Annotated in this window: 12 protein-coding genes; 7 read left to right on the top strand and 5 right to left on the bottom strand. The window is 67.4% G+C overall.

Going from position 1 to position 14,645, the window contains the following annotated elements; genetic code table 11:
- The first annotated feature begins 117 nt into the window (after nucleotides 1–117).
- The 7 genes from ACO056_RS10725 (at nucleotide 118) to ACO056_RS10695 (ending at nucleotide 9,156) form a co-directional block, all read left to right on the top strand.
- Nucleotides 118–1,575: a helicase HerA domain-containing protein gene (locus tag ACO056_RS10725; protein ID WP_421846525.1), complete on the top strand. Its 1,458-nt coding sequence runs from the start codon at nucleotides 118–120 to the stop codon at nucleotides 1,573–1,575.
- Between the two features lie 85 nt (nucleotides 1,576–1,660).
- Nucleotides 1,661–2,335 carry a response regulator gene (locus ACO056_RS10720; protein ID WP_421846523.1) on the top strand — a complete coding sequence of 225 codons (675 nt, stop codon included), beginning with the start codon at nucleotides 1,661–1,663 and terminating at the stop codon, nucleotides 2,333–2,335.
- Nucleotides 2,332–3,357, top strand: a complete 1,026-nt coding sequence (locus tag ACO056_RS10715; RefSeq protein WP_421846521.1) for a sensor histidine kinase — start codon at nucleotides 2,332–2,334, stop codon at nucleotides 3,355–3,357. The genes ACO056_RS10720 and ACO056_RS10715 overlap by 4 nt, the downstream gene beginning before the upstream one ends.
- 29 nt (nucleotides 3,358–3,386) lie before the next feature.
- The gene (locus tag ACO056_RS10710; protein WP_421846519.1) at nucleotides 3,387–4,499 is read left to right on the top strand and encodes an efflux RND transporter periplasmic adaptor subunit; all 1,113 of its coding nucleotides are present in this window, start codon (nucleotides 3,387–3,389) and stop codon (nucleotides 4,497–4,499) included.
- 13 nt (nucleotides 4,500–4,512) lie between these two features.
- Nucleotides 4,513–7,590: an efflux RND transporter permease subunit gene (locus ACO056_RS10705; RefSeq protein ID WP_421846517.1), complete on the top strand. Its 3,078-nt coding sequence runs from the start codon at nucleotides 4,513–4,515 to the stop codon at nucleotides 7,588–7,590.
- A complete protein-coding gene (locus ACO056_RS10700) occupies nucleotides 7,583–7,882 on the top strand; it encodes a DUF3240 family protein (RefSeq protein ID WP_421846514.1) in 300 nt (99 codons plus the stop codon). Before ACO056_RS10705 ends, ACO056_RS10700 begins: the two co-directional genes overlap by 8 nt.
- Complete coding sequence (locus ACO056_RS10695; RefSeq protein ID WP_421846512.1) at nucleotides 7,879–9,156, top strand: TolC family protein; 1,278 nt, start codon at nucleotides 7,879–7,881, stop codon at nucleotides 9,154–9,156. The genes ACO056_RS10700 and ACO056_RS10695 overlap by 4 nt, the downstream gene beginning before the upstream one ends.
- A 12-nt stretch (nucleotides 9,157–9,168) precedes the next feature.
- Here the strand turns inward: ACO056_RS10695 and ACO056_RS10690 are convergent, their stop codons facing one another.
- The 5 genes from ACO056_RS10690 to ACO056_RS10670 all read right to left on the bottom strand — a co-directional run bounded on the left by ACO056_RS10690 (nucleotide 9,169) and on the right by ACO056_RS10670 (nucleotide 14,638).
- Nucleotides 9,169–10,830: a flavin-containing monooxygenase gene (locus tag ACO056_RS10690; protein ID WP_421846510.1), complete on the bottom strand. Its 1,662-nt coding sequence runs from the start codon at nucleotides 10,828–10,830 to the stop codon at nucleotides 9,169–9,171.
- 79 nt (nucleotides 10,831–10,909) lie between these two features.
- Nucleotides 10,910–12,022, bottom strand: a complete 1,113-nt coding sequence (locus ACO056_RS10685; RefSeq protein WP_421846508.1) for an NADH:flavin oxidoreductase — start codon at nucleotides 12,020–12,022, stop codon at nucleotides 10,910–10,912.
- A gap of 20 nt (nucleotides 12,023–12,042) precedes the next feature.
- Entirely contained in the window at nucleotides 12,043–12,846 is an 804-nt protein-coding gene (locus ACO056_RS10680) for an alpha/beta fold hydrolase (RefSeq protein WP_421846506.1), read from the bottom strand.
- Nucleotides 12,847–12,872: 26 nt separating this feature from the next.
- Nucleotides 12,873–13,334 carry a nuclear transport factor 2 family protein gene (locus tag ACO056_RS10675; RefSeq protein WP_421846504.1) on the bottom strand — a complete coding sequence of 154 codons (462 nt, stop codon included), beginning with the start codon at nucleotides 13,332–13,334 and terminating at the stop codon, nucleotides 12,873–12,875.
- Nucleotides 13,334–14,638, bottom strand: a complete 1,305-nt coding sequence (locus ACO056_RS10670; RefSeq protein WP_421846502.1) for an acyl-CoA dehydrogenase family protein — start codon at nucleotides 14,636–14,638, stop codon at nucleotides 13,334–13,336. The genes ACO056_RS10675 and ACO056_RS10670 overlap by 1 nt, the downstream gene beginning before the upstream one ends.
- Between the last annotated feature and the right edge of the window lie 7 nt (nucleotides 14,639–14,645).

The following is a 14,645-nucleotide window of genomic DNA, read 5'->3' as shown; positions in this document are numbered from 1 at the left end:
CAATTGCAGGGGCTGCGGCTGTTTGACAATGCGGACAGATGGGGTCCCGGGCATTTACCGCCGTTTTCACCGCATAAGCCCCCGTCGGGGTCTTGCTCAGGCGAGCGCAAACGGGCCATGCGGCGCGGGATGACTTTGAAAGTGGACATGGGATTCGATGGTGGCGGCGGTCCGGCACTGGTCGACTTGGAGGAGCTGCTCGCAACGCGCCTGCTCGTCCAGGGCAATTCCGGCTCGGGCAAATCGCATCTGCTGCGCCGGTTGCTGGAGAAGAGCGCTGGTCAGGTCCAGCAGGTGATCATCGATCCGGAGGGTGATTTCGTCACACTCTCGGGCCCTTATGGCCACGTTTCGGTTGAGGCGATCGACTATTCCATCGGCGAGATCACGCATTTTGCCCGCCGCTGCCGGGAGCATCGTACGTCGGTTGTCCTGAGCCTCGAAGGGCTGGAGATGGAAGGGCAGATGCGCTGCGCTGCCGCATTCCTCTCGGGCCTGTTCGATGCCCCGCGCGAGCACTGGTTTCCCGCGCTGGTGGTGGTCGACGAAGCGCAGATCTTCGCCCCCGCTGCCGGCGCCGAAGTGAGCGAGGAAGTCCGCCGCGCCTCGCTTGGCGCGATGACCAACCTCATGTCGCGCGGGCGCAAGCGCGGCCTTGCGGGCATTATCGCGACCCAGCGCCTCGCCAAGCTTTCGAAGAACGTGGCGGCGGAGGCGAGCAACTTCCTGATGGGGCGCACCTTCCTCGATATCGATATGGCGCGCGCCGCCGATCTCCTCGGCATGGAGCGGCGGCAGGCCGAATCGATCCGCGATCTGGCGCGCGGCACGTTCCTGGGCCTCGGCCCCGCCATTGCGCGGCGGCCGGTCATGCTGCGGATCGGCCCGGTTGAAACCTCGGCGCGCAGCAGCAGCCCGGTGCTGGTGCCGCTGCCCGACGCGCCTTCGCTCGACATGCGCGAATTTCTGCTGGGCGGCCTTGACGAGGCTCCCCTCCCCCCGCCCGCGCCGACACCGCGCCCCCAGCCCGCCACGCTCGTGCTCGAGGAACTGGCGCGCATGCCGGTGGCGCCGCTGGGCGAGGATATGCCCGAGCCGGTCGATCCCGAACCGATCATGGTTGCCGCCTTGCGCGCAATCGTGGGGGACGAGGAAGCGACCGGCAAGACAACGGCGGTGCTGTTTCAGGACTTTCAGGTCCGCTGCCGGATGCTCGGCCTGCGCCAAGCACCGCTTGACCTTGCCGGCTTCACGCGCCGGTTTGCCGCCGCCCGCGCCGGTATCTTCGAGGGGCTGGAGGACGAATGGGCGCCTGCGCTCGAAGCCGGGCGCCGCGTGCCGGACGACATGCTCGGCGCGTTCCTCCTCATCGCGCGCGCCGCGAGCGAGAACCGCCCCTGCCCAAGCGATCAGGAACTGGCGCTCGTCTACGGCACCAGCTCGCTCGGCCGCGCGCGGCGGGTGCTGGGCTACATGGAAGAGCGCGACATCATCGTGGCGCGCACCGACCTTTCCGGCCGCCGCTCGATCACCATTCCGGCGCTCGGCTGGACGACATTGCCGACCGAAACCTGACCCGCGCAGGCGGAACGCGCCTGCCCGTCAGCGTCCCGTCAGGCCAGCTTGCTATTGCCCGACCGTTGATGAATGCAGGGGATCAATGGCGCGGGTTCTGGTCATCGAGGATAACGAGCGGCTGGCCGGGCTGATTGCCGATGGCCTCGCTGCGCAGGGCCATGTCTGCGACGCAGTCCACAGCCTTGCCGCTGCGGAGGATGCGCTGGCCGGCACGCCGTTTGACGGGATCGTGCTCGATCTCGGCCTGCCCGATGGCGACGGGGTCGATTGGATGCGCACCCAGCGCGGACCGCGCCCGCCCATCCTTGTGCTCACCGCGCGCGATGCGCTCGAGGATCGCATCGTCGGCCTCGATGCCGGAGCAGACGATTATCTCCCCAAGCCCTTCGCGATGAGCGAACTCGCGGCCCGCCTGCGCGCGCTGCTACGGCGGCCCGGTGGGCGACAGGACGCCGTTCTCAGCCTTGGTAATGTCCTGTTCGATCCTGCCAGTCAGCAGGTCACGGTCGGCGGAATCACGCTCGAACTCACCCGGCGCGAGGCGGCGCTGATCGAACTCCTTGTGCGGCGGGCGGGTCAGGTGGTCCGGCGCGGCGTAATCGAGAGCAGCCTCTACACCTTCGATGAGGCCGTCACGCCCAACGCGGTCGAAGCGAATGTCTCGCGCCTGCGCCGCAAGCTGGATGACGCGGGCGCCGTGCTCGAACTCCACACGATCCGCGGCGTGGGCTATATGGCACGGGCGCGCGGCGCATGACGCGGCCGCCCTCTATCGTGCGCCGGCTGACGGCAAGCCTTGCCTGGGTCGGCGGCCTCGGCGCGCTGCTACTGCTGATCGTGATCGGCATCGAGTACCGCATCTCGTTCAGCAACCTCTCCAATCACGAGGCCTTCACCCGCGCGATCCATGAACTCAGCGAGCATGTGCTGCTGCCGATGGCCGTCCTCATCCTGCCGATGGCGCTGGCGGGGCGCTGGGCGATCAAGAGCGGGGTGCGCCCGCTGATCGACGCTGCTGCCCAGATCGACGCACGCGCCGGGGAGACGCGCGGCGTGAGGGTTGATACCACCGGTTTTCCCATCGAAGCGCGCCCGTTTGCCGATGCAATCAACCGCGTGCTCGGCCGGGTCGACGGCGCCGCGGCGCTGCACGAGGCATTTGCCGCCGATATCGCGCACGAACTGCGCACGCCGCTCACGCTGCTCTCGCTGGAGCTCGACCGGCTCGATCACCCCGACGCAGGCCGCATGCGCGGCGACGTCGCGCGGATGCGGCGGCTGATCGACCAGCTCATGCTGCTCGCCCAGATCGATGCCGATCACGCCGCGCAGATCGCGCCCGCGCCGGTCGATCTCAGCGATGTGGCGGGAGATGTGATCGCGCAGCTTGCGCCTATTGCGCTCGATCGGGGGCTGCGCCTTGCGCTCGAGGCGGATGCGCCAGTCATGGTAACCGGACGGCGCGAGGCGATTGGTGCAGCGCTGCGCAACCTGATCGAGAACGCGCTGCGGGCGAGCCCCGAGGGCGGCTGCGTCACGGTGCGCACCAGCGCTGGCGGGCTTCTGGCGGTTCGCGATGAAGGCCCGGGCCTTTCAGCCGAACAACTATCACTGCTGAAACAGCGCCACCGCCGCGCCGACCATGCCAGCCGCGACGGCGCAGGGCTTGGCCTTGAGATTGTCGAGCGGATCATGCGCGCGCACGGCGGCAGCCTGGAATCCAGCGCTCCGGCGCGCGAATTGCGGCTGCAATTCCCACCGGCTGCATTGTCAGGCTGACGTCAGCATCACGTTTTAGGGCGGGCACCATGAAGCAGAATTCCTTGATCCTTGGCGGCGCAGCTGCCGTGCTGCTGGCTGGCGGGGGCTGGTGGTGGATGACCTCGCACGGCGCTGGCACACCTGCACCTGCAGCCAATGCCGCGCCCGCCGCCGCAAAGGACGGCATGATTGCGCTGTCCGCCGAACAGATGCACGCGCTCGGCCTTACTCTTGCAGTCGCTGCGTCTGCGCAGACGATGCCAGTGGCCAGCCTCCCCGCGCAGATCATGCCGCAGCCCAACGCCCGGGTTGCGGTTGCCGCGCAGTTTCCCGGCGTGATCACGCGCATCTTCGTCGTCAACGGCCAGGACGTGGCCGCAGGCCAAGCGCTTGCCACCGTCGCCAGCCGCGACATGGTGAGCCTCACCGCCGAACTCGCCCGCGCCCACGCGCGGCAGGGCGTCGCCCGCGCACAGGCAGCCCGGCTCGGCCAACTGGCGCGCGAGGGCATCATCGCCCCTGCCCGCGCCGACGAAGCTGCCTCGCTCGCCCGGCAGAGCGACATCGATGTCGGCGAACAGGCCCGGCTCATCAGCCTCGTACCCGGCGGCCGCGCAGGCGGTTCGGGCTATACGCTGAGCGCTCCGATCAGCGGCCGGATCAGCGCGATGAGCGCGGAGACCGGCAAGGCGGTGGACCCGGCCATGGCGCCTTTCGTGATCGATGGCGGCGGTCCGCTGCAAGTCACGGCGCAGCTGCCCGAGCGGCTGATTGCCGCCGTTAAGCCCGGCATGGCGGTGCGCATCGGCACGGTTTCCGGCACTGTCACGGCGGTCGGCCAGTCGCTCGATCCGGCCACTCGCTCCGCCACGGTTACCGCCGCAATCCCCGCCGGAAGCGCGACGGCGGGCAGCGCGACAGCAATCGAGATCGAAGGCCCGGCTCCCGCCGGTGCGGTGCGCATACCTGCGGCAGCATTGGGTGACGTAAGCGGCAGCAAGGTTGTTTTCGTTGCCGTGCGCGGCGGGGTCCGGGCGCGGCGCGTGACGGTCGCGGGCCAGTCCGGCGATAGCGCGGTCATTACCAGCGGCCTTGCCCCCGGCGAGCGCGTTGCGGCAAGCGGGGTGAGCGAACTCGCCGCCCTCGCCGGCGCCAACTGAGCGCGCATCGGCAATGCTCCGCGAACTTCTCGCCAAGGCGCTGTCCTACCGCCTGCTTGTGCTGGCCGCCGCGCTTGTGGTGGCAGGGATCGGCGGCTGGACCTTCGCCAACTTGCCGATCGATGCCTATCCGGACATTGCGCCGACGCAGGTAAAGATCATCCTCAAGGCGCCCGGCATGACCCCGGACGAAGTCGAGACCCGCATTCTCGCGCCGATCGAGCAGGAAATGCTGGGCCTCCCCAAGCAGGCCGTGCTGCGCGCCACGGCCAAGTACGCCATCGCAGACATCACCATCGACTTTATCGACGGGACCGACATCTACTGGGCGCGCCAGCAGGTGAGCGAGCGGCTTGCCGGGGTGATGGGCGAACTGCCCGGCGGAGTGAGCGGCGGTCTTGCCCCGATTTCGACCCCTCTGTCCGAACTCTACATGTTCACCATCGATGGCCCGCAAAGCCTCGAGGCGCGGCGCACTGTGCTCGACTGGACGATCCGCCCGGCGCTGCGCACCGTCCCCGGTGTTGCCGACGTCAATGCGCTGGGCGGCTATGTGCGCACGTTCGAAGTGCGGCCCGATCCTCTCGCGCTCGGCGCTGCGGGGCTCAGCCTTGCCGACGTGAAGGCGGCAGTCGAAAGCGGTAACCGCAATGATGGCGCCGGGCGCCTTGCCAATGGCGAGAACGCGCTGATCGTGCGCGCGGTAGGCGCCATACGCACGCTCGATGATCTGCGCGCGCTGGTGCTCCACGCTCCTGGCGGACGCGTGCTGAGGCTCGGCGATGTCGCGGCCGTCAGCGAGGGCAGTCTCACCCGCTACGGCGCGGTCAGCGCCGATGGCCGGGGCGAAACGGTCGAAGGCCTCGTCATTGCGCTGCGCGGCGCCGATGCGCGCAAGGTCGTGACCGGCGTCAAGGCGCGCATTGCCGAGCTTCAGCACAGCCTGCCGCCAGGCATGAAGATTACGACCTTCTACGATCGCTCGGACCTCATCGACCGGGCGGTTGGCACCGTGGAGGAAGCGCTGCTCGAGGCGACCATCCTCGTCGTGGTGCTGCTGGTGGTGTTCCTCGGCGATTGGCGCGCCGCCGCGATTGTCGCGACCACATTGCCGATGGCCGCGCTGATCTGCTTCATCCTGATGCGCAGCTGGGGCCTCACCGCCAATCTGATGAGCCTTGGCGGCCTTGCCATCGCCATCGGCATGCTGGTGGACGGCGCAGTTGTCGTGGTCGAAAACGTGGTCGAGCGGCTTTCCCAGGCGCATGGCGATCAGCAGTCGCCGCGCCTCCACCATGTGTTCCGCGCGACCAGCGACGTGATCGTGCCGGTTTCGGCCGGGCTCCTTATCATCGCGCTGGTGTTTCTCCCGCTGGTCTCGCTCGAGGGCCTCGAAGGCAAGCTCTTCGCTCCCGTCGCGCTGACGATCATCTTCGCACTCGTCGCCGCGCTTCTGCTGGCGCTGACACTGGTGCCGGTGCTCGCGTCACTGGGCCTGAAATCCGGCGCGCATGGCGAGCCGCGCCTCATGCGCTGGCTGTCGCCGCGCTACCGTGCACTGCTGGCAGCTGCCTTCGCGCGGCAAAAGATGGTCTATGGCATTGCCGCCCTTGGCCTTGTCGCCGCCGTCGCCGCCTATGGCGCGGTCGGCAAGACCTTCATGCCGCAGATGGACGAGGGCAGCGTGATCGTCCAGCTGGTCAAGAGCCCCTCCATCGGCCTGGCCCACTCGGTTGCCGGAGACAGCGCCGCGCAGCGCCTGCTCAAGGCCCGCGTGCCCGAAGTCGACCGCGTGATCTCACGCGTCGGCGCGGATGAACTGGGGCTCGATCCGATGGGCCTCAACGAGACTGACACGTTCGTCACGCTGAAGCCGCAGAGCGAATGGCGCGGTAGCAAGGATGCGATCATCGCGGACATGCGCCATGCAATGACGCTGCTGCCCGGCATTGCCGCGAGCTTTACCCAGCCCATCGAAATGCGCGTCTCCGAAATGCTCACCGGCTCGCGCGGGGATCTTGCGGTCAAGATCTTCGGCCCGGACGGCGCGACACTGGGCAAGCTCGCCGGTCAGGTCGAGGCGATCCTCAAGGCGACGCGCGGCGCTACCGAGGTGATGACTGTGGCCAACGACCGGGTCGATTATCTCCAGATCGATATCGACCGCCTCACCGCCGGGCGCGCGGGCATCTCGGTCGACATGATCGAGGACACCTTGCGCGGGCAGCTGGAAGGCGTGCGCGCAGGTGTGGTGGCAGAGGGCAATCGCCGTGTCCCCATAGTGCTGCGCGGCGGCGATGCCGTGCGCAGCGATCCCGCCGCCTTCGGTGATGTGATGCTGCGCGGCGCCGAAGGCCAGACAGTTCGCTTGAGCGATGTCGCGCATGTCCGCCCGGTTGCCGGCCCGGTCAAGATCGATCACGAAAACGGCTCGCGCTATGCGCTCGTGCAGGCCTTCGTCTCGGGCCGCGATCTCGTCGGCTATGTCGAGGAGGCCAAGGCTGCAGTGCAAGCGAGGGTGCCGATGCCAGCCGGATACCGCGTGGTGTGGGGCGGCCAGTTCGAGAACCAGCAGCGGGCCGCCGCCCGGCTCTCGCTGGTGGTGCCCGCGGCGCTGGTGCTGATCTTCTTCGTGCTCCTTGCCACGCTGCGTTCACTGCGCGCGGCGCTGCTGATCCTCGTCAACATCCCCTTCGCGATGGTCGGCGGCATCATCGCGCTGTGGGCAGCGGGCCAGTATCTTTCAGTGCCCGCCTCGGTTGGCTTCATCGCGCTGCTCGGCATCGCGGTGCTCAACGGGCTCGTCCTTGTTTCCTACTTCCGCCAGCTGCGCGCCGAGGGCATGCCCATGGCCGAAGCAGTGCGCCTCGGCGCCGAGCGCCGCCTGCGCCCCGTGCTGATGACTGCGAGCATCACCGCCTTCGGCCTCGTGCCGCTGCTCTTCGCCACCGGCCCCGGCTCCGAAATCCAGCAGCCGCTCGCCATCGTGGTCATCGGCGGGCTGGTCAGTTCCACCTTGCTGACCCTCGTGCTGCTGCCGATCCTGTTCGAACGCTTTGGTGAAAGCCCCGAGGAACGCGCCGATGGCTGACGTACTGCTTACGCTCCACTGCGCCGCCGCAGACGCCGAGGCACTTGGCGAAGCCCTGCGCGGCACTCTCCAGACGCCGGTTCACGTCCGCGCCGAGGCGGTGCTCGGCCTGGACTTTTCGGACGCAACCACCGCCGAACGCGTTACCGCGCGGCTAGACCGGCGGGCTGTCGAACTCGTGCTGCCTGAAGCTGAGCTTGCCGAGGCGCTCGCCGCAATGGGCCGCGTCCGGCGGAGCGGCGCCGTGCGCTGGTATACCAGCCCGGTGCTTGCAAGAGGGCGCATCGCATGATCCGCCGCAGCCTGATCGCCGCCGTTCTCCTGCCGGGCCTTGCCTTCGCGCAGGACGCACCGCCGCTCGACCAGCGCGCGGACCTGCCGCCCGCGCCCCTCGTCAGCGAAGCGCTCGACAGCTACCCCGGCGTGCTCTCCGCCGCCGCCCGCATCGACGCTGCCCGCGCGCAGGCCGGGGCACTGGCGCGGGGATCGCAGGAAGTCTCGATCTCGGCCACGGCGCTGCGCCGCGCGGTCGACCGCGAGGGCAGCTTCGCCGAGTTCGACGCGACCGTGACGCGGCCCTTCCGCCTCCCCGGTAAGGCACAGCTTGACCGCAAGACCGGTGCGGCGGGTGTCGCCTTTGCCCAGAACCAGATGGCCGACGCCCGACATCAGGCCGCATTGGCGCTGTCGCAGCAATGGTTCGATTGGGTTGAGGCCGGCGCACTTGCCGCGAGCGACACCGCCAATATCGCCTATCTCGCACGCGCTCTGGGCGCGGTGGAACGGCGTGCGGCGCTGCGCGATGCGGCAGCGCTCGATGTCGATCAGGCCCGCGCTGCCTTGTCACGCGCGCGCGGCCAGCGGGCCGACGCACTGGCCCGCGCAGCCGAGGCCCGCGCCCGACTTGCCGCCACCTTCCCGAGCATTCCGCTGCCCCCCGATCCCCCGGCACCGACCACGCCTGCAGAGCCGCCAATGGGTTTCGCTGCGCTCGCAAAGCTGGTGATCGAGCGCAGCCATGAAGTCGGAGCGGCACAGGCCATGGCCGACCGCGACGGCTTCGCTGCCGACCGCGCGCGCGCCGAACGCCATGCCGATCCTTCCTTCGGCGTGCGCGCCTTCAGCGAGCGCGGCGGCACAGAACGCGGGCTCGGCGTGGTCGCGACGATGCCACTGGGGGGCGGTTATCGCCGTTTTCAGGCCGACGAAGCCGCGGCCAATGCCCGCGCCGCAGCGCAGGATCTTGCCGGGGTGCAACGCTCCGTTGCGGCCATGGCAGCGGCGGACCGCGCGCTCGCCGAAACGCGGCTCGCCGGTTGGCAGGCGCTGGCGCAGTCAGCCGAGGCTGCGAATGCCGTGGCCGAGCGCACCATCGCCGGCGGCAAGCTCGGCGCCATCGATCTGGCCGATGTGCTCCTCGCCCAGCGCCAGGCCAATGACGCCCGGCGCGAGGAAATCGCCGCGCGCCTCGCGGCGCTGCGCGCGATCCTCAAGCTCGAGATCGATTCACACGTGGTCTGGATCGATGCCGATGACCACGGCGAAGGCAGCAGCGCGGCGCCGTAAGGCACGCCGGGCTCAGCGGAATTCGAGCTCCGGGAAGCCCGCTGCGGCCGACTGATCGAGCGCATCATAGTAGAAGTTCGCGCCGCCGAAATAGATCAGCACGCGCGCGCCCTTGTCGGCGCGGTTGGCGCCCATCATCCACGAATTGACCTTGTCGCCCTGCGCCATCAGCGTCTGCGCGTGAATGTCGGCGGTCTGCTTGGTCCACGCCGCTTCCGCCTCTGCCTTGGGCCAGAACGTCTTCCAACCCTCATGCTCCATCTTCTGGATGCAGGCGGTGATCCAGATGACGTTCTGCTCGATCGATGTCGGCAGATTGGCAAACGGCGCTTGCGGCCCGGTCACGATGAACATGTTGGGGAAGTCGGCCACGCAGACGCCCATGATGCTGCCCGAAACCGTGCCCCATTTCTCGTTCAACGTCTGGCCGGTCGCGCCGATGATGGGGAACGCTTCCAGCGCGCCGGTATAGGCCTTGAAGCCGGTGGCGAGGACGATGATGTCGAACTCGTAGTCCTTCGCCGTGGTGCGCACGCCGGTCTCGGTCACTTCGACCAGTGGCTCGCGCTTCTTGATGTCGACCAGATGCACGTTGTCGCGGTTGAACGCTTCGAGATAGCCGTGATCGAGCGGCGGGCGCTTGGCGAAGAGCGGGTAGTCGTCATAAGTCGGGCAAAGCAGCTCGGCGAGTTCGGGATCGTTGACCCGCGCTTTCATCTTGGACGTGATGAAATCGCCGGCGAGCTTGTTAGCTTCGGGACTGGCGAGCAGATCGTCGAACGTCTCGAACACCCAGCGGAAGCTGCCGGTCCAGTTCTCCTCGAATATGCGCTGGCGCTCCTCGGGCGAGGCATCGAGCACATTGCGGCCTACCGGGCTGTCGAAAGCCATGCCGAACACGTGGTTGCGGCACTTGGCGATGATGGCGTCGTAGTTGTCCTTGATCTCCTTTTCCCACTCCGGCGTCATCGGGCGCTGCATGGCGGGGAGGATGTAGTTGGGCGTGCGCTGGAACACGGTGACCTCGGCGGCGGTCTTGGCGAGTTCAGGCACCATCTGCACCGAAGTTGCGCCCGCGCCGATCACGCCGACGCGCTTGCCGGCATAGTCGAGCCCTTCAGGCCAGCGTGAGGAGTGGAAGATCGGGCCCTTGAACGTGTCCAACCCCTTGAGCGCGGGAATTTCGGGCTGAGAAATCATCCCCATTCCGCTGACGAAGTACCTGCAGGTAAACGATTCTCCGGTGCCGGTCGTGACCTGCCACCAGCCCTTGTCGGCCAGATAGCGCGCTTCGGTGATTTCCGTATTGAGCTGGATATGCGGCATCATGTCGCACGTGTCGACGACATAGCGCATGTAGGCCTGCGTCTCGGCGCGGCCCGGATAGCGCTTGGTCCACTTCCACTCCTGCAGGATCTCCTTCGAGAAAGTCAGGCAGTAGTAGTAGCTTTCGCTGTCGGTCGCCGCACCCGGATAGCGGTTCCACGCCCAGGTCCCGCCGACGTCCGAAGCGCGGTCGAAGACTCGGACCGAGAGGCCCGCCTCGCGCAAGTAGTGGATGAGCGCGATGCCGGCAAAGCCAGCGCCGATGCCGATGGCATCGAAGTCAGGTCCGCTGGCGCCGGTGGTTGCGGAAGCCGCCCCAGCCTCAGGGGCGATGGTGGTGGTGGTCATCGGTCATCCTCTCCTTGCAGCCGTCGATTGCGGCTGCGATAGGTTTATGATCAGTGTGTTGCAGGCCATTCCTGCGGAATCAGTAGAGTGTATCCATGCAGGCCCTCGAATAAGGCAGCAGCTCGTCCACCGCACCGGCGCGCACTTTCTGCAGCCAGTTAGGATCGGCGAGCAGCGCCCGGCCCACGGCGACGAGATCGAAGTCGCCGCGCTCGAAGCGCCGCACCAGTTCGTCCATCGACTTCAGCGTCGGCACGGATTCGCCCGCGACGAAATCTTCCATGAGATCGCGGTCGAGCCCGACCGAGCCCACCGTGATCGTCGGCTTGGCGGTGATGTGCTTGGTCCAGCCGGCAAAGTTGCGGTCGTCCTCCTCGGGGAAGGCGGCTTCCCAGAAGCGGCGCTCCGAGCAGTGGAAGATATCGACCCCGGCGTCCGAAAGCGGCGCGACCCAGCGCTCCAGCTCGGCGGGATTGGTGGCGATCTTCGCATCGTACTGGTAGGTCTTCCACTGCGAGATGCGGAAGATGATGGTGAAGTCTGGCCCCACCGCCTTGCGCACCGCCGCTACGCAATCGGCAGCAAACCGCCCGCGCTGGGCAATGTCGTCTCCGCCGTAGCGGTCATCACGCTTGTTGGTCGCCGTCCAGAAGAACTGGTCAAACAGGTAGCCATGTGCGCCGTGCAGCTCGACCGCATCGCAGCCGATCCGCTGCGCTTCGACCGCGCCGCGCGCGAACGAGGCAATCACTTCGTCGATGTCGCTGGTGCTCATCACCCGTCCGCCCGGAATGTCCGGCCCGACAAGGCCCGAGGGACTTTCCAGCGGCGGATGCGGCGAATCCGGGTAATTGAAGTCCTCACACCCGCCAACGTGCCAGAGCTGCGGGATGAGCGCCCCGCCCGCGCGGTGAACGTCGGCGGTGGCGCGCGCCCAGGCAGCAAGGCCTTCCTCGCCGTGGAAGGCGGGCACCGTATCGGCCGCGACGGCGCCGGGCCGGTCAACCGCTACGCCCTCCGTGATCACGGCAGCGACGCCGCCCTCGATACGGCGGCGGTAGTAGTCCGCCGATTCCTGGCTGAGAATGCCGCCCGGCGCGAAATAGCGCGACATCGGCGCCATCACGAAGCGGTTGGCCAGATGCAGTGACTTGCAGTCAAACGGCGTGAAGAACGGATCCAGTGACGTCATTGTGGTCATCTCGCTTCGGGTCAGAGCTTGGCCAGAAAATCGCCGAGCGCGGCGTTGTAGGCCCCGGCATCCTCGATGAAGGGCGCGTGTCCGCAGCCCTCGATCACCGCGAGCGTGCCGTGCAGCGCCATTGCCGCCGCCGCCTTGCCCACGCCGGGATCGAGGATCGCGTCCGCACTGCCTACGATCGAGAGCAGCGGCACCGGCAGCGCCTTGAGCGCTTCGCGCTGGTCCACTCGGCCCAGATCGATCAGCGATTCGATTACGCCCGGTCCGCTGTCGATGAAGGCAGCCCACATCCAGTCGACCATGGCATCGCTGACAGGTTTGGCGCAGACCCCGCCGGCAAGCCCACGGAAGAACGCCGCGCGGTCGCCGCCGAGCGCTTCCTTGGTCGCCTCGAGCGAACCCGGCTCGCCCCCATAAGGGAAATCGTCCGATTTGATGAACCGCGGTGCCGCCCCGCATGTCAGCACCACGCCCGCGCAGGCCGTGCCCAGCAGGCCCGCCGCTTCGACCGCAACCGCACCGCCCAATGACCAGCCATTGAGCACGACCGGCTTATCAGTGCAGGCCCGCACAATCCCGGCCACATCGCCCGCGATGGCGGCAATCGAGACATCGTCGAAATCCCGGTCGGACTGGCCGCAGCCCCGGTGATCAACCACGATCACGGCATGACCTGCTGCCTTGAGCGTCTCGACTGTGCCGGCCCAGATCCGGCCAGACATTGCCCAACCGTGGATCAGCACGACCGGTACACCCGCCGCGCGATGGTGTTCATAATAGACCGAGCGGCCATCCCCGCAATCGAACCGCGCCATCATCTCTCTCCCGGATTTGCCGCCCGCTATTGCGGTGCGGCCAGCGTAATGCCCGTCAGCGGGCTGAAATGCTGCATGGTCACCTTGCGGCGCGCGATCTTCCACACGCCGCCGCGCCGCTCGAAGCGATCATGATACGTCGCCGCCACGGTCTGCGCCTGGCCCTCGCTGCTGTTGCCGATGCAATAGACGTCGCAGATTCCCTGGACCACATCGACGCTCACGGGGGTGATGCGCAGATTGGTGGTGTAGTGGGTCGAGGCGCCCCAAGCAGGCCAGAGAATGTCCTCCACCGCATGGACGACACCCTCATGCCCCACGAAATCACCGAACGGCGGGCCGATTTCCCACACCGCATCAGGCCACCAGATCGCGAGGAACCGCCCCATGTCGCGCTTGTCGAAGCCCAGGCAATAGTCGGACGTCAGATCCTGCAGTGCGAGGCGGGTCTCGAGCCAATCGAGCCGCTGTTCGAGCGTCGTGGCCATCAAATGGCATCCTCTTCGAAATACGACGCAAACTTCGCCAGCGCAGCCGCGCGGGTGTCGGGGACGAAATAGGTCGGCCACTGGCCCGGCGCCGGATCGACGCGGCGCAGGATATCCCGCGCGACCGAGACCTTGTGAACCTCGGTCGGCCCGTCGACGATCCCCATTTCCGGCACGTACTGCCACATGTCCATCAGCGGCGTTTCATTCGACATGCCGAGCGAGCCGTGCAGGTGCAGCGCGCGGTAGACGACATCGCGCAGCACGCCGGGCATCGCTGCCTTGATCGCGGAAATCTCGCGCCGGACGCGGTGGGTGTAGCCCTTGTCCTGATCGAGCAGCCACGCGGCATAGAGCACGTGGAGGCGGAACTGGGTGATCTGGGTGTAGCTGTCAGCGATGCGCTCCTGCACCATCTGCTTGTCGGCCAGCCGCTCGCCCTTGGTCACGCGCGAAACCGCCCGCTCACACATCATGTCGAGCGCCTTGTTGAGCATGCCGACCGTGCGCATGGCATGGTGGATGCGCCCGCCGCCGAGGCGCGACTGCGCGACATTGAAGCCGCCGCCAACCGTGCCCAGCGTGTTTTTCAGCGGCACGCGGCACTGGTTGAAGCGCAAGTAGCCGTGGACGCCGCTGCCGATCTCGTCCTTTGGACCAACGGCAGTGTTGCGCACAATCTCAAGCCCGGGCGCATCGCGAGGCACGATGATCGTGGTCGAACCTGCATGCACCGCCACATCGGGATCGGTGATGCACATCACGATGAGAAACTCGGACATGTCGGCGTGGCTGGCAAACCACTTCTCGCCCTCGATCACCCAGTCGTCGCCGTCAGCGCGGGCGCGGCAGAGGAATTCGCCCGGATCGGCACCGGCCTGCGGCTCGGTCATCGAGAAGCACGAGACGATATCGCCATTGAGCAGCGGCTGCAGATAGCGCGCCTTCTGGTCCTCGGTGCCGAAACGGGCGAGGATTTCGGCATTGCCAGTATCGGGCGCCTGCGTGCCGAACACCGTGGGCGCAAAGCGGCTGCGGCCGAGGATCTCGTTCATCAGGCCGAGATGCAGCTGGCCATAGCCCTGCCCGCCGAGTTCCGGCCCGAGGTGACAGGCCCACAGGCCCTTGTCTTTCACCACCTGCTGCAGCGGCTTCATGATCCGGCGCGCCTTGGAACGCGGATCGAACGGATCGCCGGGCCCCCGGAATACAAGGTCCATCGGCTCGATCTCGCGCTTCACGAAATCGCGCATCCAGTCGAGCTTCTCGGCAAACTCGGGTTCGGTCGAAAAATCCCACGCCATGGGTTAA

This window comes from Novosphingobium sp. (genome assembly GCF_965228995.1).
Taxonomy (GTDB): Bacteria; Pseudomonadota; Alphaproteobacteria; order Sphingomonadales; family Sphingomonadaceae; genus Novosphingobium.
Note: the sequence above shows the minus strand (reverse complement) of the source record. Positions and strands in the feature narration are given on the sequence as shown.